Source organism: Peribacillus sp. NPDC056705 (genome assembly GCF_043656335.1).
On record NZ_JBHTYI010000002.1, the window covers coordinates 349,964 to 371,146 of the forward strand.

Consider the following 21,183-nt stretch of genomic DNA (forward strand, 5'->3'; position numbering starts at 1 on the left):
TATATCAATTTAATCCTTTTTTGTATAGGGCATTTTTGAAATTTAAAGGAAAATCAACTATGCGTTTGCTGATTTTTTTGGATGACCCGATCCAATGATTCTTCGACGCTTTGAAGGTGAAACAGCATGGCACTGCGGGCTTCGTCTTCATCCTGTGCCACGATTGCATCATGGATCCTGGCATGCTGCTGGTAAAGCCGCTTAATTGTCATCTCTTCGGAATAAAGCGCTATCCGGCGGATATCACGCATCTTTTCCGTCATTAATTCTGAAACGTGGTTCATCAATGTAATCAGCAGCTCATTTTGTGATGCGTTTGCCACAGCAACATGGAAGGCGATATCTGCTTTATCACTGAGTTCTTCATCGTCGGATACCTTTTCCATATTAAAAAGACTTTCCTTGAGTTCGATCAGGTTCTCTTCCGTTCTCATCTTCGCTGCCACTTCTGCCGTACCGGACTCAAGTATTTTCCGGACTTCCAGTAAATGCTTGATATTGTCTTGATCCATCAAAAGGGCGGCAGACAAGGGATGGTTCATGATGGTGGGGTCGAAGGTTTTGACGAAAGTTCCTTCACCTTGTTTTATTTCAATAAGACCCATTGAACTCAATGCACTTAATGCTTCGCGGATGGCAGGGCGCCCGACTTGGAAATTTTCCGCAAGCTGCTGAATGGAATCCAATTGCTCACCTGGTTTCAGGCTGCCTGACCGAATCATTTCATAAAGTTCATCGCTGACTTCTTCATAAATTTTTTTCGGCTTTATTTTTTTATATACCAAGTAGTAGCACCTCTATTTTCTATGAGTTTCTCTGGTTAATATTATATAACACAAATGTTCTTTGACACTTCCAGAAGGTTAAAAAAATCAACAAAAAATAAAAAAAATCTTGATTTTATATTTTTAATCATTTAATTTTAATGAGTACTCATCAAGTCATCTGATGACTTAGAATTTTCAAATATGTAAGGGGTTTCAATTAGCGGTCGAATTCTGAATTTTTTAAAAAATTATAGAAAATGGAGTCGAAATGAATGACATGGACACAAAACTTTACGCCTATCACCGATAATTTAGTTTTATCATCTCTTGCCGCACTCATTCCAATTATTTACTTTTTCTGGGCGCTTACCATCAAACGTATGAAAGGTTACATGGCAGGTATAACCACGTTGCTTGTAGCTCTTGCAGTGGCTGTATTGATATATGGAATGCCTGCAGGAAAAGCAGTGATGTCCGCTTCACAAGGAGCCGTATATGGGCTGCTGCCAATCGGATGGATAATCATCACTTCCGTATTTTTGTACAAAATGACTGTTAAAAGCGGACAATTCAATATCATTCGTTCTTCGGTGCTTTCGCTTACGGAAGACCGCCGCCTCCAGGCATTATTGGTGGCATTTTCTTTCGGGGCCTTTTTAGAAGGTGCCGCGGGATTTGGGGCACCGGTTGCCATTTCTGCCGCGCTTTTGGTCGGTCTTGGATTTAACCCGCTATATGCAGCCGGGATTTGTTTGATCGCGAATACCGCTCCGGTAGCATTCGGGGCGGTTGGCATACCGATCATCGCCATGGAAGGCCCAACTGGCATAGCCGCCATGGAGATTTCAAAAATGGTCGGCCGCCAATTGCCATTCCTTTCGGCTTTCATTCCGCTATATCTCATTTTAATAATGACTGGGTGGAAAAGGTCGCTTGAAGTCTTGCCGGCAATATTGGTTTCCGGATTTTCCTTTGCCATCACACAGTACTTAAGTTCAAATTTTCTTGGGCCGGAATTACCGGACATCCTTTCCGCGTTAGTGTCACTATTTGCATTGGCGATTTTCCTGAAATTCTGGAAACCTAAAACGATCTTTCGTTTTGCATCCGAGGAAACGGCAGCAGCTGTCGAACCTTTATCTACAGCAGAAGCGGAAATAAAATACACGAAATGGCAGATTTTCCATGCTTGGTCACCATTCCTTCTGTTAACGCTTTTCATAACAATCTGGGGGATGAACCCAATTAAGCCGGCGCTCTCCGGACATTATGAAGGCAACAATGCGTTGCTTGGCGGAATCAATGAAATCGGGAAACTATTAACCTTCCAAATCGAAGTCCCAGGTCTGCATAATGCGATAATCGGAAGCGATGGATTGCCGATTGCGGCTTTCTATAAAATAGAACTGCTCGGAGCGGCCGGGACTGCGATATTACTGGCTGCCATCGTAACGAAGTTCATCGCACACATGTCTGCAAAAGACGTTTATAGCACCTTTGTTGAGGCGATGAAAGAGTTGGCAAAACCAATCTTGATGATTTCGGCCGTGGTGGCTTTTGCCTATGTAACGAATGCTTCAGGCATGTCGACCACATTAGGGATGACCCTTGCAAAATCGGGTGATTTATTTCCGTTCTTCGCACCGGTTCTCGGCTGGCTGGGTGTGTTCATTACCGGCTCGGATACATCAGCCAACCTCTTATTTGGCAGTCTGCAAAAAGTGACCGCACTTAAAGTGGGGATGGAGCCGGTCTTGGCACTTGGGGCCAACTCTTCCGGAGGGGTCACCGGAAAGATGATTTCCCCCCAATCGATAGCGATTGCATGTGCTGCCGTTGGATTGGCGGGCAGGGAATCGGAATTATTGAGATTCACGCTCAAACATAGTTTGTTTTTATTGCTGCTTGTTTGTGTAATTACCTTCTTGCAAAATGGCGTCCTTTCCTGGATGATTCCATAAGTAGAATGAGGCTCCCCTTTCATAGGGGAGCCTCGAAATATTTTCAAGGCCAATCAAAAAAGGAGGACATATCATGCAATTGACAGCTGTGGCAGGGAAATTGGTTCATGAGGTTCGGAAACTGATCGATGAGGAAATCATCATTATTGATCATGCTGGAACGATTATCGCCAGCACCGATAATAGCCGTATTGGAGCTTATCATGAAGGAGCTATCCACGCTTTCAAAAATCGTGAGAAATTGATCATCAATAAACAGGATGAACGAAGTTGGAAAGGAGTGAAGGCAGGTATAAATCTACCTATTTTCTTCAACCAGGAAGCAGTTTGTGTGATTGGCATTACAGGCGATCCCAAACATGTTTCCCCCTATGCGGAACTTTTAAAAAAGATGACGGAGATGTTCATTCAGGAAAGCTATCATATCGAACAAGCAGAATCCCAATCACGTCTGATGGAATTCTTTGTATTTGAATGGCATCACCTGCAGACGTTCAATGAGCTTTTCCTTCAGAAGGCCAAGTTGCTTGGGGTCGATGTTCATGCAGACCGGATCATCACCCTTGGTGAATTTAAGACTGAGGAAATCATTGAACCTCATGTGTGGAGAACGCTTCAGATATACATAGGACAGCAGCACCCCAATGACATTGCAGTCCGATGGGGGAGGAATCAATTCATCATTCTTTCTATAGCCGATTTCATCGGTTCAAAAATCCAGCAATTAAAGAAATTAAGTAAACTCCAAAAAAAGCTGGAAGAGAGCTCGGGTTATAAAGTGTGTGCAGGAGTTAGTTCGCGTGCATCTGGATCCGCTTTCAGGTCAGCGTTTTTTAAAGCGGAACGTTCTTTGAAAATCGCGCTTCCTTCATCGGGGATCATATTTGACGAGGACTTGAAGCTTGAGGTCCTGCTTGATGAAGTTACCGCTGAAACAAGACAGGAATATTTATCCCGGACGATTCAGGAGTTGCTTCCTAATGAGGAGCTGCTTAAAACCCTTTCCATGTATTTTGCATGTGATTTATCCTTAAAGGAGACCGCCAGAGTCCTGCATATCCATATCAATACCCTCCATTACAGGCTCAAGCGCATAGAAGATTTGACCCGCCTGAATCCCAGGAAGCTAGACAATTTAGTCACTATGTATCTAGCATTAAGTATATTGGATAAACATACAAATTAATTCTATGGAAACCTCTAAATTCTATATGTTCATACATAGATGATTGAGTGTTTTCTTTCTTATACTTACATCATATAAAAAACTCGAATTTCGTATGTTTATATGAGGAGGATGTGTACATGTTAACAAAACAGGTTAAGCAGCTACTTCTTGCCATCGTCGGTCAGGAGAATTTCGATGACTCGAAAGTGGAATGTCTAGTCTATTCATATGATGCAACACCAGGGTTCCAAGCAATGCCTGATGCTGTCATTAAACCGGGCTGCACAGCTGAAGTCGCGGCCATCGTCAAAGTTTGCAAAGAATACCATGTTCCGATCGTTCCACGTGGGTCTGGGACGAATTTAAGCGGAGGCACTTGCCCGACAGAGGGGGGACTTGTCCTTTTATTCAATCGAATGAATTCATTACTTGAAATAGATGAGGAGAACTTGACGGCGACCGTACAGCCTGGGCTTATCACATTGGACTTGATTTCAGCAGTTGAAGAGAAGGGGTTGTTTTATCCGCCGGATCCCAGTTCGATGAAAATCTCCACTATTGGCGGAAACATTAATGAGAACTCTGGTGGACTGCGAGGATTAAAGTACGGAGTCACCCGTGATTATGTCATCGGGCTAGAACTGGTCCTTCCGAATGGGGACATCATTCGAACAGGGGGCAAGCTTGCCAAAGATGTAGCCGGATATGATTTAACCAAACTTTTTGTCGGGTCAGAAGGGACCTTGGGCATCGTTACGGAAGCGATCTTAAAGCTGATCCCAATGCCTGAAACGACAAAGACGATGCTTGCCTTATATCAAGATCTCGATGCCGCAGCCCAGTCAGTGGCCAAAATCATTTCAAATAAAATCATTCCTGTTACATTGGAATTTCTGGATCGGCCGACGTTGATCGTGGTTGAGGACTTCGCGAAAATCGGTTTGCCCACCAATGTGGAAGCCGTCCTGCTGATTGAACAAGATGGTCCGAGTGAAGTGGTGGAACGCGATATGAAAAGGATGGCCGATATCTGTCTGCAGGAACAGGCGGTTTCCGTGGAAATTGCCGAAACGGAATCTGACGCTGCCGCCTTGAAAACCGCAAGACGGACAGCCCTCTCTGCACTGGCACGCCTCAAGCCGACGACCATTTTGGAAGATGCCACCGTTCCACGGTCGGAAATTGCCAAAATGGTTAAAGCGATTAATGAGATCGCTGTCAAGCATAACGTGGACATTTGCACTTTCGGCCATGCTGGGGATGGGAACCTGCATCCAACGTGCATTACCGACGCTCGTGATCATGAGGAAATGGAGAGAGTGGAGCTCGCTTTTGCCGACATTTTTGCTGCGGCTATCGACCTTGGCGGGACGATTACCGGTGAACATGGTGTAGGGGCGATGAAGGCCCCTTATCTTGAATGGAAGCTGAAGAAAGAAGGGATTGATGCCATGAGAGCGATTAAACAAGCTTTCGATCCCAATAACATCATGAATCCCGGCAAAGTATTTGCCAAGGAAACCAGGAAAAGGGTGGTGGTTTCTTCATGACGACAGTTCAGGAAAGGGAAACCATCGCCATGCAATTCGCTGAAAAAATGAACGAAGATGAATTGTTGAATTGTATGCGCTGCGGCTTTTGCTTACCCCACTGCCCGACATACATGGAATCGGGGCAGAAGGAATCCCATTCACCAAGAGGCCGGATTGCACTTATGAAAGCCGTGGCGGATGGTGTGATTGAGCCTGATGAGGATGTAGAACGTTCATTGAGCCTTTGCCTCGGCTGCAGGGCTTGTGAACCTGTGTGTCCTTCAGGTGTGAAATATGGGCATCTTCTTGAAGAAGCAAGGGATATCATCCATCAGAATAAAAAGCATAGTTACCCTGTGAAAACGATCCGTAATGCCGTTTTTAGTGGATTATTCCCGCATCAGGAGCGAATGCAGGCCATGACGAGTTTGCTTGGCTTCTATCAGAGATCAGGTCTGCAATACATGGCCCGAAAAACGGGAGTGCTCAACATGCTTCCAAATAATTTGGCAACCATGGAAAAGGTGCTGCCGAAAGTCCCGAAAAAATCAGAAATGAAAAATAGGCCAACCGGGCTGCCTGCAATCGGAACGCCGCTCAAAAAGGTGGCTTTTTTTTCCGGCTGCTTGATGGATACGATGTTTTTGGAAACGAACAAGGCCACACTAAAGCTTCTTCAGCTGGCCGGATGTGAAATCGTGATTCCGAAATCCCAGGCATGTTGCGGGGCGCTGCATGGGCACAGTGGTGAAAAAGCAGGTGCAAAGCAACTGGCCAAGCGCAATATAGAAGCTTTTGAAGCGGAGGAAGTTGATTATATCATTACGAATGCCGGCGGCTGTGGAGCTTTTCTCATAGATTATGACCATTTGCTCCAAGGTGAACCGGAATGGCATGACCGTACAATCGCATTTAAAAATAAGTTGAAAGATATAAGTCAGATTCTTGTTGATTTGCGTTTTCAGGAAAAAGTTCGCTTGAAACTGCCGGCTCAATCGGTAACTTTTCAGGATTCCTGTCATTTACGGAATGTGATGAACACCTCCCTGGCCCCGCGAATTCTCCTTCAATCGATAGAAGGGATTGATTTCAGGGAAATGAAGGATGCCGATCGATGCTGTGGCTCCGCTGGGATTTATAATATTGTTGAATCAGAGATGTCCATGAATATTCTCGACTCCAAAATGGAACACACGAAATTGACACAGGCCGATATCGTTGTCACGGCAAACCCGGGCTGTCTATTACAAATGCAATTGGGGATTGAGAGGGAAAACTTGGGGGAATGTACGAAAGCGGTGCATATTGCAGACCTGCTAATAAAGGCTGTGGCTTTATAATAGAAGAAAAACGAAATGACATTATTTGGTTAAACATTACATTTTTATAAATGGGGTAACCCTTGAAAAGGCTGGATTTCAATTGAAAAAGCGTTCTGTGCTGAGAACGAATTGTAATGATATAACAAAAATGAAATATTGATTCCTCGTTTACTTAGGTTCATAGCGGGTAGAGTTTATACATAGCATCCACTAAACGAAACAACAAAACCTAAGGAGGAATGTAAAATGAATAAAACAGTATATGGAGTATATGAATCAAATGCAGAAGTTATCCAGGCAATAAATGCACTTAAGGCAAAGGGGTTTGAAGGCGACGATATCACGGTCGTCGCAGATAAGGAAGAAACATTGGATTTCACGAACACTCAACGCGAAACGGATGTTCATACAATGACGAATGTTCCTAACGACGAATCATTTATGGACAAGGTGGCCCGCTTCTTCATGCCGGATGATACGGCAGACCTTTCAACAAGATTGGCGAATGCAGGCCTCTCGAATAGTGAAGCGGCTGAACATGTTTTTGATGTGGAAAATGGAAAAGTCCTGGTTCTGGTAGAAGAAGGTGAAGGCCATCTTGGAACGGCAAGAGATAAATTCACGACCGGAAATATGGATACTGCCGCTACACGGCTTGATACGAACTCCACCAACCAACTATATAATGGCACTGAAAAAACAGATGCATTAAATAAAGAAGATGTTTATGGAGTCAACGGACAAGGCCGTGAATTGCCAGAGGATGAAAGGACGCTTAAACTTCGGGAAGAACAGCTGAACATTGATAAAGAAAGAGTACAGACAGGTGAAGTCGTCATTAACAAAGAAGTCAATGAACAGCATAAAACGATTAATGTTCCTGTTGAACACGAAGAAGTGACAGTCGAGCATAGATCTGTTTCAGGACGTGAATCGGATCTGGAAACCGGAAACATTGATGATGGGGAAACATTACGGATTCCAGTTGTTGAAGAAAAATTGGAAGTTTCCAAAAAACCAGTCGTCACAGATGAAATTGTCATCAAGAAACATGCTGTACAAGAAACGGAACAAGTTCAGGATACTCTTAAAAAGGAAGATATCCAGCTTGATAGTACAGATGATTCGATCATAAATGAGAAACAGGCAGCTGAACGTCGAACCGACCGCTTCTAAGAGTGAAGGGAAAGTGGCCTGCAGTTTTTATAACTGCAGGCCACTTTTGGGTTTTAAAGACTCTAGGCAAGGCAAACCTTTTTGTTTAATTGGCACCCATCAGGGTATAAATACACATAAGAAGAAATTTCGGAATAATAGGAGGAGGAAGATGCATGGGGAAAACATTATATGGTGTTTTTAATACGGAAAGAGAAATAATCCAAGCTATTCAATCCCTCAAGGAAAAGGGGGTTCGTGAAGGAGAAATAACGGTAATGGCTGATAGGAAAGAAGATTTGGATTTCGTCAATCAAAAGCGTGATCCGGATGTGGACGTCGTTACTAACTCTAATGAGGATTCCTTCATTGATAAGATGAAACACTTTTTCCTTAATGAGGGTTCTGAAGATATAAGGAACCGGCTAGGTGAGTTAGGGCTTGCCGATAGTGAAGCCACCGCTTATATAAATGAAGTGGAGGCAGGAAAATTCCTGATTCTTTTAGATGAAATGGAAACCGTATCAGCAAGTGAGAGCATAGCTTCCAATCGCATGGAGGATACGGACGAACCTTTAGAGAATCCGCTTAAAACAGGGGTGGTGAACAATCCGGATCCGAACCTTTTTCCTGAAACAACAGCGAATGCCTATCAAACAGGGGAAGTGGAAGCACAGCCAGGAAGAAGCGAAGAACTTCATGGGAATTCTGCGAACATCTTTGAAAATGAAGAGCTGGATACAAAGCGAGCTCAACAAAGGGAAATCCGGGGGAACTCCACAGAAAAATTCAAGAAGAAAAAAACAGGGAATCATGAAGGGCAACTTGCAAGCGCCCCATATCCAAACCCGTTTTCTGCCGATACTGATAATGCCCTTGATGCTCAAGGATCACTGGATCGGACCATGAGCCCGAATGCCAGCAGGCAGCAAGAGGAAGTCTTGCAGGATGAATACATCAAAAATCGAATCAATACCGACAATCTGTAATACGCAAAATAACTGCCTGCACAAGGCTGTTCAGACTGTAGACAAACTAGATGAAAATCGAGTTTGTCTGCAGTTTCTTTATGGCCTGTAAAATTGGGATGTTGATTTTCAGGCACTCGCTTTCCGCCTGGGGGTCTCCCTTTGATAGAAACCACACATGATGAGTTGAAGATATTGCTTTGGTTCAGTTGGTTCGTTTGATGAAGGATATATTTTCCCAACCCTTTTATCTGCAAACTGAACCAGGCTGTTTTTTTTAAAAAAACCTTTAGGCAAAGGGTTACTCAGGAATTCTCAATGGACTATTTGCTTGTTTATTGTTAAAGCTGCAAGGTATAATGACAAAGGTATTTTATTTTAAGTAGAGTAACAAGGAGGGGGAGAAACATGGAAAAAAACGTATATGGTGTTTTTGACTCTAATCCGGAACTACTTGCTGCAATTCAAGACTTAAAAGCTAAAGGCGTATCTGGCAACCAAATGACAGTAGCAGCTAATATAAAAAATCATGTGCAGCTTGGAAATGAACATACGGATATCCTGATCATCGCCAATCAGGATAAGGAGGATACTCTTTTTTTAAGAATCTTCCACTACTTCACAGATGAAGGATCTGGAGATTTACGCAGCTTTTTCACGAAATACGGCTACTCTTATGATGAGACAAAAACGATGCTTGAAGAAGTGAGGGCAAAAAAATTCATTCTGATGCTTGATGAAGAAGTCTCCATGGAAGAACTGGAGGCTTGCGAAGCGAAATCAAAAAAATAACAGCCTCTGAAGGCTGTTATTTTTTTAATCCTGATTCGAGGGCAGTGATCATTTCCTGTTTTTCCTGCTCAGATGAATTTTGCCAGATGACCTCGAATAATACTCCCAATCCAGGAAGCATTTTTTCCTCGCCATTTTGTATGGCATCGACAATCGTGTCTTCCAGCTGCTCTTGCGAATTTCCTGATACATTTTGGATGATCGCATTACGTAAGTTTAAATTCATGATTATTCCTCCTCTATCACATAATGACTGACATACATAGCATTTCACAAACTCACATGCAATATGTATGTGAATTGCGTTATAATAGGAAAATCAGTGTGAAGTTAAAGGAGCGTTTACCCTTGAAATATATTGAATCCGTAAAAAACCCGCAAGTTAAGCAATGGAAAAAACTTTTGACGAAAAAAGAACGAGATAAAACAGGTAAATATTTAGTCGAGGGTTTTCACCTAGTTGAAGAAGCCTTAAAAGAAGAAATCGTCTTGGAAGTGATCATCAATGAAGAAACTGAAATGCCTGCCCATTTTAAGGTGGAAGGCACAGAACTCATTTATGTGAAAAATGATATTATGAAGGCGATTTGTGATACCGAAGCTCCTCAGGGAATTGCTGCGGTTTGTGAACAGAAATCAACGAGCATGGCGTCCATCAATCCGGATAAATTATTGTTGATCGATGCAGTACAAGATCCGGGGAATATTGGAACGATGATCAGGACAGCGGATGCAGCTGGAATCGATGCGGTCATACTTGGCGAAGGGTGTGCTGACTTGTATAATCCAAAAGTGGTCCGTTCGACGCAAGGGAGCCTCTTCCATATGCCTGTCATTAAAGGGAACCTTTCCGAAATCATCGATGAGCTGAAGGAAAGCGGCATACCGGTATATGGCACGGCATTAGAAGGCGCATCGCCATTTGAAGAAGTGGAAAAGTCTTCCCGATTTGCCCTGCTCGTCGGTAATGAAGGCCAAGGAGTATCGAAGGAATTACTGGAGAAAACGACTAAAAACCTTTATATTCCCATCTACGGAAAAAGCGAATCATTGAATGTGGGAATCGCTGCGGGGATTTTAATGTACTATTTACGAAAATCGATTTGAAACGGCCGAAGAATTATAATATAATAAAACAGAATTTTATAATGAAAACAACGATGACAAAGAGTAGTAGCTTAAGTTAACCATATCCAGGGAAAAAATGCCTTGACTGAAAGCATTTTTATGGCACTGCTTAAGGGAATTCACCTTTCGAGTTGGCATTGGGAAGACATGATGTCTGAAAAATGTTCCGGTGAAGAGCCGTTATTTTTTAATGAAGTGAGTGCAGAAGTTTTTTTGTTCGTGCACTAATAAGGGTGGTACCGCGATACATAAACCTCGTCCCTTTAGGGATTGGGGTTTTTTTGTGTTCATTTTTACAAAAGGAAAATAAAGGAGGAAGACATGATGCAGGAACGTTTACTAGAACTGCAGGAAGAAGCGTTGCAAAAAGTTGCCGCCGCTTCCGAATTAAAAGAACTGAATGAAGTCCGAGTTGCTTATTTAGGGAAAAAAGGGCCAATCACTGAGGTATTGCGCGGCATGGGTAAATTATCTGCCGAAGAACGGCCGAAAATCGGGGCACTGGCCAATGATGTAAGGGAAGCGATCGCAACAAAGATCGAGGAGAAACAAAAAGCACTTGAAACTGCGGCAGTCAATGCAAAGCTGGCAACTGAAACGATTGACGTCACACTTCCTGGACGTCCGGTTAACAAGGGGAATCTACATCCATTAACACGTGTCGTGGAAGAAATCGAAGACTTATTCATCGGTATGGGCTATACCGTTGCGGAAGGTCCTGAAGTCGAAAGCGACTACTACAACTTCGAGGCACTTAACTTGCCGAAAAGCCATCCGGCACGTGATATGCAGGATTCCTTCTACATAACGGACGAAATCCTGATGCGTACGCACACTTCACCTGTTCAAGCCAGAACGATGGAAAAACATAAAGGTCAAGGACCTGTTAAAATCATTTGCCCAGGAAAAGTATATCGCCGTGATAACGATGATGCTACACACTCCCATCAATTCCAGCAAATTGAGGGCTTGGTCATCGATGAGAACATCAGCATGAGCGACCTGAAAGGAACGCTGGACGTATTTGCGAAAAAAGTATTCGGGCAAGACCGTGAGATTCGTCTTCGTCCAAGTTTCTTCCCATTTACGGAGCCTTCCGTCGAAGTGGATATTTCTTGTAAAATCTGTGGTGGTAAAGGCTGCAGCGTATGTAAACAAACAGGCTGGATCGAAGTGCTTGGCGGCGGGATCGTTCATCCGAACGTCCTTGAAATGGCTGGCTTCGATTCCAAGAAATACTCTGGATTCGCATTTGGAATCGGCGTGGAACGGATTGCCATGTTGAAGTACGGTGTGGATGATATCCGTCATTTCTATACGAATGATGTTCGATTCTTAAAACAATTCAACCATCATGAAGCATAAATTTTTATTTTAAAAAGGAGGACCTACCATGTTTGTGTCATATAAATGGTTACAAGATTATGTTGACCTTTCAGGCATCAATGCGACGGAGCTAGCTGACAAAATCACGAAAAGCGGCATTGAGGTTGAAGGGGTGGAAAAGAAAAGTGAAGGGCTAAAAGGGGTCGTCATCGGGCATGTCATTGAACGTGAACAGCATCCAAATGCGGATAAATTGAATAAATGCCAAGTTGATATCGGGGCCGAAAATCCTGTTCAGATCATCTGTGGAGCACCGAATGTCGATAAAGGCCAAAAAGTCGCAGTCGCTACTGTTGGCGCAGTCCTTCCAGGTAATTTCAAAATTAAGAAAGCGAAACTTCGTGGAGAGGAATCGCACGGGATGATCTGCTCGCTTCAGGAATTGGGCTTCGAATCCAAGCTCGTTTCCAAGGATTATGCTACAGGTATCTTCGTCTTCCCTAATGATGTGGAAGTGGGGAAAGATGCATTGGAGGAACTTGGTTTAAGTGATGAAGTGCTGGAACTTGGGCTGACTCCGAACCGTTCCGATGCATTGAGCATGCTTGGTGTTGCATACGAAGTGGCAGCCATTCTAGGCCGGGAAGTGAAATGGCCGGTTGTCGAGAAAGAAGAGGCAGCTGAAAAAGCTACTGATTATATCAGTGTCAAAGTTGAAGCGAAAGAAGATAACCCGATATACATCGCTAAAATCATCAAGGATGTCAAGGTCGGACCTTCACCGCTTTGGATGCAGACTAGGTTGATGTCTGCAGGTATCCGACCTCATAATAATGTGGTGGATATCACGAACTACATTTTACTTGAATACGGCCAACCGCTCCATGCCTTTGATTATGACCGCTTTGGTTCAAAGGAAATCGTCATCCGCAGAGCGAAGGATGCTGAAAAAATCGTAACATTGGATGAAGCGGAACGCACTTTGACACCTGACCATTTAGTGATCACAAATGGCAGCGAGCCTGTAGCGATAGCTGGTGTGATGGGCGGAGCGGATTCCGAAGTGAAAAATGATACGACGAACATCATCATTGAAAGTGCATATTTTGCAGGTACAGTGGTTCGTAAAGCTTCAAAGGACCATGGATTACGCAGTGAAGCTAGTGCCCGCTTTGAAAAAGGTGTCGACCCGGCCCGTGTACGTGAAGCTGGAGAACGTGCTGCACAATTGATTGCACAATATGCAGGCGGAACAGTCCTACAAGGAGCAGCAGAAGTTGATGAATTGACAATGGAACCTGCGGTCATTAGCATCACTCTTGATAAAATCAACACACTTCTTGGAACAAGCATGACCGCATCAGTTGTGGAATCAATCTTCAAGCGTCTGCAATTTGGCGTGGAACTTGACAATGAAACATTCACAATCACCGTTCCGACGCGCCGTGGCGATATTACGATTGAAGCTGATTTAGTCGAAGAGGCTGCACGTCTATATGGATATGATAATATTCCCGCTACACTGCCGATCGGTGCTGCTGTCCCAGGCCAATTGACTGATTATCAAATTAAACGGCGGAAAGCACGCCGTACACTTGAAGGCGCAGGCCTTTATCAAGCAGTAACCTATTCACTGACAAGCCAGGAAAAAGCGTCCCAATTCGCCTTGGAAGCAAGAGAATCCATTCGATTAGCAATGCCAATGAGTGAAGAAAGAAGCCAGCTGCGTTTAAGCATCGTGCCTCAATTGCTTGAAATCGTGAAATATAACAATGCCCGCCAAATCGATTCACTGGCACTGTATGAAATCGGTTCGGTATTCTTTAAGCGTGACGAACAAGAACTGCCTGAAGAAAAAGAACATATTGCTGGAGCGATCACCGGCCTATGGGAGTCACATCTATGGCAAGGTGAAAAGAAACCAGTGGATTTCTTTGTAGCCAAAGGCGTGATCGAAGCATTATTCGACACACTTGGATTAGCTGATCAAATCAGTTATCGCCAAGCGGAAATTAACGACATGCATCCAGGACGGACAGCGGAAGTACTATTGAATGGTGAAGTGATTGGCTTTATCGGCCAAGTGCACCCAACTGTCCAAAAAGACTTGGATATTAAAGAAACATACATTTTCGAACTTTCCTTAAAAGCGTTGGCCGAAGCCGAAGTCGCTCCGATTGCGTACCAAACCATTCCGCGCTATCCATCAACCACGCGCGATATCGCGCTCGTTGTGGATCAAGCTACGAAAGCCGGGGACATTCAGGATATTATTGAAGAAGCCGGTGGCAAACTGCTGAAAGAAGTAAGCATCTTCGACTTATACGAAGGTGAAAGAATGGAGGAAGGCAAGAAGTCCATTGCCTACTCACTGAAATACTTCGACCCGGAACGTACTCTAACGGACGAGGACATTACAAAAGCACATGATAAAGTTCTTGAAGCCGTTAAACAAAAAGCTGGCGCAGAACTAAGAGGATAAACCAAAAAGACAGCTCCCTGAAACATGGGGAGCTGTCTATTTTGATTTTACGAGTAAAAGGGGCAAACTCACGAGTAAACAGCGAGAACTCACGAGTAAAAGGCGCAAACTCACGAGTAAACAGCGTAAACTCACGAGTAAATGGCGCAAACTCACGAGTAAAAGGCACAAACTCACGAGTAAAAGGCGCAAACTCACGAGTAAACAGCGCAAACTCACGAGTAAAAGGCACAAACTCACGAGTAAATGGCGCAAACACGAGTAAAAGGCGGCTGTTCCGGAAGGTCAGCCGCTTTCTTCTATTTATGATATTTCTGTTGAAATAGTCGCTTCGCTTTTTCTGTGTTGGCGAAGTGGGTTTTCGTGAATTCGTGTAATGAATCGATTCCTTTTTCATGAATCAATCTTGCGGCTGCTTCATCGACTGCAAATCCGGCACCTTTAGGGATTTTGAATCCGGCTTTTTCACTCAGCAAGTCAAAGCGTTTGACGAATGCATATCGGGCAATGATGGATGCGGCTGCTACTCCAAGATGAATGCCTTCCGCTTTTGTGCATAGATAGGTGGCATTAGCCTGGAATAGTTCTTGGCCTTTGAGGTAATTGAAAAATACCTCTGGTTGAGCGAATTGATCAATAAGGACCGCTTCCGCTTGTTCCGGCTGGATTTTTTGCATGAGATGCTTGATTGCTTGGTTATGGAGGAGTGCTTTCATTTTACCTTGTGACATTCCCTTGGCCTGCAGCGCATTATATTTTGGGTTGTCGCATGTGAGCAGGCTGAAGGGCACTACATCCTTAATCTGTTTGGCAATTTCGATGATCTGTGGATCTTTCAGATTTTTGGAATCCTGGACACCAAGCTCCTTCAATAGTGAGAGTTGCTCCTTTTTTGCATATACGGCTACGACGGTGATCGGGCCGAAATAGTCTCCTGTTCCGACCTCATCGGAACCGATCACTGACATGGTTCCGATATTTGCAGGCGGCGAATATCGATGGGCCTTGACCGATGCAGAGGATGCCGTTTTTTTCTTTGGAGCCGCAGCAGTGGTGCCCTTTTGCCATTTTCCCGCTTCTAGTTCGGCATTCTTACCTTGAAAAAGGACCTTACCGGATTTATAGGCCGTAACCGTACATAGCGGCGGTTTTGCGGAAAAGATGCTCCCCGGGGGCAGCTTGGCGGCCAAGGATGAAGAATAATGGGCCTTCATCGCTTTGATTTGTTCAGGACTGATAAGTAAAACAACATGGGACATAATGGGTTAGCTCCTAACTTCATTTTGTTTATTAGGTGATCTTCTTCCTAAATCCGCTTTCGTTTGACAAATTATTGAAATTTTTATGCGAGAAATGACGATGTACTCTCTTTCGTGACGAAAAACTTCATGATATGATAGAATTAGGATTGTTTAGATTGGGGGCATCATTTTGTCAGACGATAAACGAAATAAAACAACAGTTGATATATACGGACAACCATATACAATCGTCGGCACAGAAAGCGCAAGTCATATGCGCCTGGTCGCTTCGATGGTTGACGAAAAAATGAGAGAGATCAGGATGAAAAATCCATACTTGGATACAAGCAAGCTAGCGGTGCTAACGGCCGTGAATACGATCCACGAATATATTAAATTAAAAGATGAATTAGACCAGCTTCAACTGGAATTAAAGAGAGAGAAGGACTGAGTACATGCTTGATTTAGCAATTCTGGCCATTCTTTTAATCGGTTTATTAATCGGTTTAAAGCGTGGCTTCATTTTACAAGCGGTTCATATGACAGGGTTCATTGTAGCCTTCATCGTCGCTTATGTATTTTACGGAGATCTTGCTCCCAATTTGAAATTGTGGATCCCGTTCCCAACGATGGGTGATTCCTCGGCCCTTAATATGTTTTTCGATACAGTCGGGCTTGATACGGCATATTACAATGCAATTGCCTTTGCAATCATTTTCTTTGCTGCCAAGATCCTTTGGCAAATGATAGGATCCATGCTCAATTTCATCACCCACCTACCGATATTAAAGCAGCTGAATCGCTGGGGTGGAGGGATATTGGGTTTTCTCGAAGTCTATCTTATCATGTTTATTATATTATATATAGCTGCCATGCTGCCAATAGATTCCATCCAGAAACCATTAACTGGCTCATTTCTGGCAGAATCGATCGTGAAACATACGCCGTTCCTTTCCGAGCAAGTGAAGGAACTTTGGTTTCAGGGTGTAAAACAATCTTAATGTCAGTATAAGAGGGCCTGTCTCCCTTTCTCAAAGTCCTGGATTCCCATACTTTGAACGGGGGAGGCCCCTTTTTATGTGGCAGGATGTAACTCCCCCCTATTTGATTCGAAAGTTAAGAACCTGACTGCTTGTACTTTACCTCCAAGAAAGGTATCTTTAAGAAAGTGAACAATGGACACCCTACTAATTTTTTGGGCGGTGGATTAAATGACAATTAATAAAAAAGATATCATTAAACTATTAGAAAAGATTGCAATATATATGGAACTAAAAGGAGAGAACCCGTTCAAGGTTTCAGCTTTCCGGAAGGCAGCGGGCGCCTTGGAAACGGATGACCGGAGCCTTTCGGCCATCGAGGACTTTACCGCTTTAAATGGAATCGGGAAAGGAACGGCCTCCGTCATCGAAGAGTATATGAATGAGGGGAAATCGACCGTACTTGAAGAGCTGCAGGAGCAGGTGCCAAAAGGATTGATTCTGCTTCTGCAGCTTCAAGGTCTGGGCGGGAAGAAAATTGCCAAGCTTCATAAAGAGCTGCATGTCAATGATGTGAATGATCTTAAAATCGCCTGTGAAGAAGGCAGGGTCGCGGCGCTTGCCGGTTTCGGCAAAAAGACGGAAGAGAAGATCCTGTCTGCAATTGCCGAAGCGGGTTCAAGGCCCGACCGGCTGCCCCTTGCCTTCATGAGGCCGATTGCGGATGATATTGAAACGGCCCTTGCTAACATGGAATACATCATCCGTTCTTCCAGGGCCGGCAGCATCCGGCGTATGAGGGAAACCATCAAGGACCTCGATTTCATCATCTCGACAGATCATCCCGAAGAAGTTAAGGATCAACTGCTTGCATTAACGGGAATAAAGCAGGTGATTGCAGCAGGTGATACAAAAGTATCGGTCGTGCTTGATTATGAATATGATATTTCTGTCGATTTCCGAATCGTGAAGGATCAGGAATTCATCACGACACTCCATCATTTTACAGGTTCGAAGGATCACAATGTGCGGATGCGCCAGCTTGCTAAAGATCGCGGCGAGAAAATCAGCGAATATGGGGTGGAAGTGGCTGAAACCGGTGATATATTGACGTTTGAAACGGAAGAACAATTTTATAACCATTTTGGTCTTCCTTTCATTCCGCCAGAACTGCGTGAAGACGGAACGGAAGTGGAGCATTATGATGCTAATGAACCTCTCATATCTTTAGAATCCATAAAAGGTGACCTGCATATGCATACCACATGGAGTGATGGTGCCCATACGATTGAAGAAATGATAGAAGCATGCCGTGCAAAAGGGTACCGGTATATGGCCATCACTGATCATTCGCAATATCTGAAAGTGGCGAACGGCTTGACCGCGGAACGATTGCGTGAACAAAAACGTATCATCCATGAGCTAAATGAAAAATACGCTGACTTTACCGTTCTTTCAGGGATTGAAATGGATATACTTCCTGATGGGACCCTTGATTATGACGATGAGCTGCTTGCAGAGATTGATTTGGTGATCGCATCGATTCACTCTAGCTTTTCACAGCCTCGGGAAACGATCATGGAGCGCTTAAAAACGGCTTTGAATAATCCGCATGTAGATATCATTGCCCATCCAACGGGAAGGATCATCGGCAGACGAACCGGATATGATGTTGATATAGAGATGCTGATCGAACTGGCCCGTGAAACGAATACTGCCTTGGAATTGAATGCGAACCCGAACCGATTGGATTTGGCACCTCCCCATCTGCGCAAGGCACAGGAAGCAGGCGTTCCGATCGTGATCAATACGGATGCCCACAGCATCGACATGCTTGAACATATGCCTGTTGGGGTTTCATCAGCCAAAAAAGGCTGGATTAAAGAATCAACGGTTCTTAATGCAAGGGATACGGACGGATTATTGGCGTTTTTAAAGAGAAATGATTAACTATTTGCCCATAAATAAGGAGGAGCTTTAACTCCATGCATAATAAAGCTTTAAAGACATTGGAATTTCATAAAATAAAAGAACAATTAATTTCACACGCATCCTCATCCATAGGAAAAGAGAAGGCAGAGCAATTGATGCCTTCCACGGATTTTGAAGAGGTGTCGAGATGGCAGGAAGAAACGGATGAGTCAGCCAAAATCGTCCGGTTGAAAGGTAACTTGCCATTGGGCGGGATTTTTGATATCCGTCCGCATGCAAAAAGGGCACAGATTGGCGGAATGCTCTCACCGATGGAATTGATGGAACTTGCGAGTACGATTCGTGCCGGCAGGATCCTTAGCCGTTTCTTTGAAGAACTTGCAGAGCAGGAAATTGATGTTCCGCTTTTGGCTGAATATATTGATTCCCTTCATCCATTGATAGATTTGCAGCAGGAAATTACGTATGCAATAAGCGAACATGGCGAAGTGATGGATTCTGCCAGCGACAAGCTTCGCACCCTAAGAAACCAAATTCGGACGAACGAAAGCCGCGTCAGGGAAAAACTAGAAAGCATGATCCGTTCTTCCAATGCATCAACAATGTTATCCGATGCCATCATCACCATCCGGAATGACCGATTCGTCATCCCGGTAAAACAGGAATACCGGAGTGTGTATGGCGGGATCATCCATGATCAATCCTCATCAGGGCAGACGTTGTTCATTGAACCGCAAGCAATCGTTCAGCTGAATAATGTCCTGCAGGAAACCCGAGTGAAGGAAACGCAGGAAATAGAACGGATATTGGTCGAACTATCGGAAAAAGTCGGTGCTTACACTCCTGAATTGCTTCATAATGTCAAAGTGCTTGCCCAAATCGATTTCCTTGTCGCCAAGGCTAAGTATGCAAAAGCGATAAAAGGATCCAAGCCGATTCTGAATGATGAGGGGCGCGTGAAATTATTCAAAGCGAAACACCCGCTCATTCCGAGTGATGTTGTCGTGGCCAATGATATTTTTCTTGGTGATGAATTTACGACAATCGTCATCACCGGTCCGAATACAGGTGGTAAGACGGTTACCCTGAAAACGATTGGCCTCTGTACGTTAATGGCCCAGTCCGGTCTGCAAATCCCTGCGCTGGATGGTTCCGAAACGGCTGTGTTTTCCTCCGTTTATGCCGATATTGGCGATGAGCAGTCGATTGAACAAAGCTTAAGTACATTCTCCTCGCATATGGTCAATATTGTCGATATCCTTAAGCATGTCGATTATGACAGCCTTGTTTTATTCGATGAGCTTGGAGCGGGAACTGATCCACAGGAAGGTGCTGCTTTGGCCATTTCCATTTTGGATGAAGTGTATAAACGCGGAGCACGTGTGATCGCAACGACACATTACCCGGAATTAAAAGCGTATGGATATGATCGGGAAGGCGTCATTAATGCAAGCGTCGAATTTAATGTGGAAACCTTGAGTCCCACCTATAAACTTTTGATCGGTGTACCAGGTAGGAGTAATGCGTTTGAAATTTCCAAACGGCTTGGTTTGGAAGAAAGCGTGATAAGCAGCGCCCGCAGCCATATTGGTGAGGATACGAATAAAGTTGAGAATATGATAGCGTCCCTTGAAGACAGCCGTAAAAAGGCCGAAGAAGAAGAACAGGAAGCCAAGAATCACCTGGAACAAGCGGAAATTCTTCATAAAGACCTTCAAAGGCAAATTGGTGAATACCATGAAGAACGGGATGCGATGGTTGAAAAGGCAGCAAAAGAGGCAGCGGCAATCGTTGAAAATGCACAAAAGGAAGCGGAAGCGATTATTGCCGACTTACGTAAACTGCGACTTGAAAAGCATGCCGATGTTAAAGAGCATGAACTGATCGATGCCAAAAAGCGGCTTGAAGAAGCAGCGCCAAAAGTGAAAAAAACATCAAATAAAGCTGCAAGGCCGCTGGATAAAAGCTTGAAACCTGGAGATGAAGTAAAGGTCGTAAGCTTCGGTCAAAAAGGTCACTTGATCGAGAAGGTCTCAAATAATGAATGGCAGGTTCAGATCGGCATCATGAAAATGAAGGTGAAGGAGTCTGACCTGGAATTCATCAAGACCACAAAAGTAAAAGAAACAAAGCCCCTCACCACGATCAAAGGCCGCGATTATCACGTTAGCGTCGAACTTGACCTCCGTGGAGAACGCTTTGAAAATGCAATATCAAGAGTGGAAAAGTACATTGATGATGCTCTTTTGGCCGGTTATTCGAGTGTCTCCATCATTCATGGTAAAGGAACGGGTGCTCTTCGGTCCGGGGTCCAGGAATACTTGAAAAATCACCGCTCTGTCAAAAGGATTCGCTTCGGCGAAGCCGGTGAAGGCGGAACAGGTGTTACGGTGGTGGAATTTAAATAAAGGAAAGCGGTCACTCCGGCC

The 21,183-nt window shown here is 44.1% G+C and carries 18 protein-coding genes and 1 other annotated feature; of the genes, 14 read left to right on the top strand and 4 right to left on the bottom strand.

The features are described from left to right. Nucleotides 1–53 precede the first annotated feature (53 nt). The gene (locus ACFRAK_RS04130) at nt 54–785 is read right to left on the bottom strand and encodes a FadR/GntR family transcriptional regulator (protein ID WP_394571338.1); all 732 of its coding nucleotides are present in this window, start codon (nt 783–785) and stop codon (nt 54–56) included. A 254-nt stretch (nt 786–1,039) separates the two neighbouring features. On the opposite strand from ACFRAK_RS04130, the gene ACFRAK_RS04135 reads away from it, so the two are divergent. From ACFRAK_RS04135 to ACFRAK_RS04165, 7 genes are all read left to right on the top strand, one after another. Further along, nucleotides 1,040–2,728 carry an L-lactate permease gene (locus ACFRAK_RS04135; RefSeq protein ID WP_387706620.1) on the top strand — a complete coding sequence of 563 codons (1,689 nt, stop codon included), beginning with the start codon at nt 1,040–1,042 and terminating at the stop codon, nt 2,726–2,728. A gap of 73 nt (nt 2,729–2,801) precedes the next feature. Next, nucleotides 2,802–3,914 carry a PucR family transcriptional regulator gene (locus ACFRAK_RS04140; protein ID WP_394571339.1) on the top strand — a complete coding sequence of 371 codons (1,113 nt, stop codon included), beginning with the start codon at nt 2,802–2,804 and terminating at the stop codon, nt 3,912–3,914. 119 nt (nt 3,915–4,033) lie between these two features. After that, a complete protein-coding gene (gene glcD, locus ACFRAK_RS04145; RefSeq protein WP_394571340.1) occupies nt 4,034–5,446 on the top strand; it encodes a glycolate oxidase subunit GlcD in 1,413 nt (470 codons plus the stop codon). Continuing rightward, a complete protein-coding gene (locus tag ACFRAK_RS04150) occupies nt 5,443–6,768 on the top strand; it encodes a (Fe-S)-binding protein (RefSeq protein WP_387602489.1) in 1,326 nt (441 codons plus the stop codon). The genes glcD and ACFRAK_RS04150 overlap by 4 nt, the downstream gene beginning before the upstream one ends. 228 nt (nt 6,769–6,996) lie before the next feature. Further along, a complete protein-coding gene (locus ACFRAK_RS04155) occupies nt 6,997–7,926 on the top strand; it encodes a YsnF/AvaK domain-containing protein (RefSeq protein ID WP_387602492.1) in 930 nt (309 codons plus the stop codon). A 155-nt stretch (nt 7,927–8,081) separates the two neighbouring features. Then, nucleotides 8,082–8,894, top strand: coding sequence for a general stress protein (locus tag ACFRAK_RS04160; RefSeq protein WP_387602495.1), 813 nt, complete (start codon nt 8,082–8,084; stop codon nt 8,892–8,894). A 387-nt stretch (nt 8,895–9,281) separates the two neighbouring features. Then, the gene (locus ACFRAK_RS04165) at nt 9,282–9,665 is read left to right on the top strand and encodes a general stress protein (protein WP_387602498.1); all 384 of its coding nucleotides are present in this window, start codon (nt 9,282–9,284) and stop codon (nt 9,663–9,665) included. Nucleotides 9,666–9,681: 16 nt separating this feature from the next. On the opposite strand, the gene sspI is transcribed toward ACFRAK_RS04165, so the two are convergent. After that, the gene (gene sspI / locus ACFRAK_RS04170) at nt 9,682–9,891 is read right to left on the bottom strand and encodes a small acid-soluble spore protein SspI (protein ID WP_076364828.1); all 210 of its coding nucleotides are present in this window, start codon (nt 9,889–9,891) and stop codon (nt 9,682–9,684) included. Between the two features lie 122 nt (nt 9,892–10,013). Between sspI and ACFRAK_RS04175 the strand changes: the two genes are divergently transcribed. The 3 genes from ACFRAK_RS04175 to pheT all read left to right on the top strand — a co-directional run bounded on the left by ACFRAK_RS04175 (nt 10,014) and on the right by pheT (nt 14,601). After that, nucleotides 10,014–10,772 (top strand): TrmH family RNA methyltransferase, encoded by a 759-nt coding sequence (locus ACFRAK_RS04175; RefSeq protein WP_387602501.1) that lies wholly within the window; start codon nt 10,014–10,016, stop codon nt 10,770–10,772. 44 nt (nt 10,773–10,816) lie between these two features. Next, nucleotides 10,817–11,059 (top strand) — a binding site (T-box leader). A 58-nt stretch (nt 11,060–11,117) separates the two neighbouring features. Then, entirely contained in the window at nt 11,118–12,158 is a 1,041-nt protein-coding gene (gene pheS, locus ACFRAK_RS04180; protein WP_098370018.1) for a phenylalanine--tRNA ligase subunit alpha, read from the top strand. 28 nt (nt 12,159–12,186) lie between these two features. Next, nucleotides 12,187–14,601, top strand: coding sequence for a phenylalanine--tRNA ligase subunit beta (gene pheT / locus ACFRAK_RS04185; protein ID WP_394571341.1), 2,415 nt, complete (start codon nt 12,187–12,189; stop codon nt 14,599–14,601). Here pheT and ACFRAK_RS04190 read toward each other — a convergent pair. Both ACFRAK_RS04190 and rnhC read right to left on the bottom strand, forming a co-directional pair. Further along, a complete protein-coding gene (locus tag ACFRAK_RS04190; RefSeq protein WP_394571342.1) occupies nt 14,567–14,860 on the bottom strand; it encodes a hypothetical protein in 294 nt (97 codons plus the stop codon). The genes pheT and ACFRAK_RS04190 overlap by 35 nt on opposite strands. A 40-nt stretch (nt 14,861–14,900) precedes the next feature. Continuing rightward, nucleotides 14,901–15,860: a ribonuclease HIII gene (gene rnhC / locus ACFRAK_RS04195; RefSeq protein ID WP_260285365.1), complete on the bottom strand. Its 960-nt coding sequence runs from the start codon at nt 15,858–15,860 to the stop codon at nt 14,901–14,903. Between the two features lie 172 nt (nt 15,861–16,032). Here rnhC and zapA point away from each other — a divergent pair, with 172 nt between their 5' ends. From zapA to ACFRAK_RS04215, 4 genes are all read left to right on the top strand, one after another. Next, nucleotides 16,033–16,293: a cell division protein ZapA gene (gene zapA, locus ACFRAK_RS04200; RefSeq protein WP_048678967.1), complete on the top strand. Its 261-nt coding sequence runs from the start codon at nt 16,033–16,035 to the stop codon at nt 16,291–16,293. A 4-nt stretch (nt 16,294–16,297) separates the two neighbouring features. Beyond that, the gene (locus tag ACFRAK_RS04205) at nt 16,298–16,843 is read left to right on the top strand and encodes a CvpA family protein (protein ID WP_260285364.1); all 546 of its coding nucleotides are present in this window, start codon (nt 16,298–16,300) and stop codon (nt 16,841–16,843) included. A gap of 210 nt (nt 16,844–17,053) precedes the next feature. Next, nucleotides 17,054–18,772, top strand: coding sequence for a DNA polymerase/3'-5' exonuclease PolX (gene polX / locus ACFRAK_RS04210; protein WP_394571343.1), 1,719 nt, complete (start codon nt 17,054–17,056; stop codon nt 18,770–18,772). A gap of 35 nt (nt 18,773–18,807) precedes the next feature. After that, nucleotides 18,808–21,162 (top strand): endonuclease MutS2, encoded by a 2,355-nt coding sequence (locus tag ACFRAK_RS04215; protein WP_387602518.1) that lies wholly within the window; start codon nt 18,808–18,810, stop codon nt 21,160–21,162. The last annotated feature ends 21 nt before the right edge of the window (nt 21,163–21,183 follow it).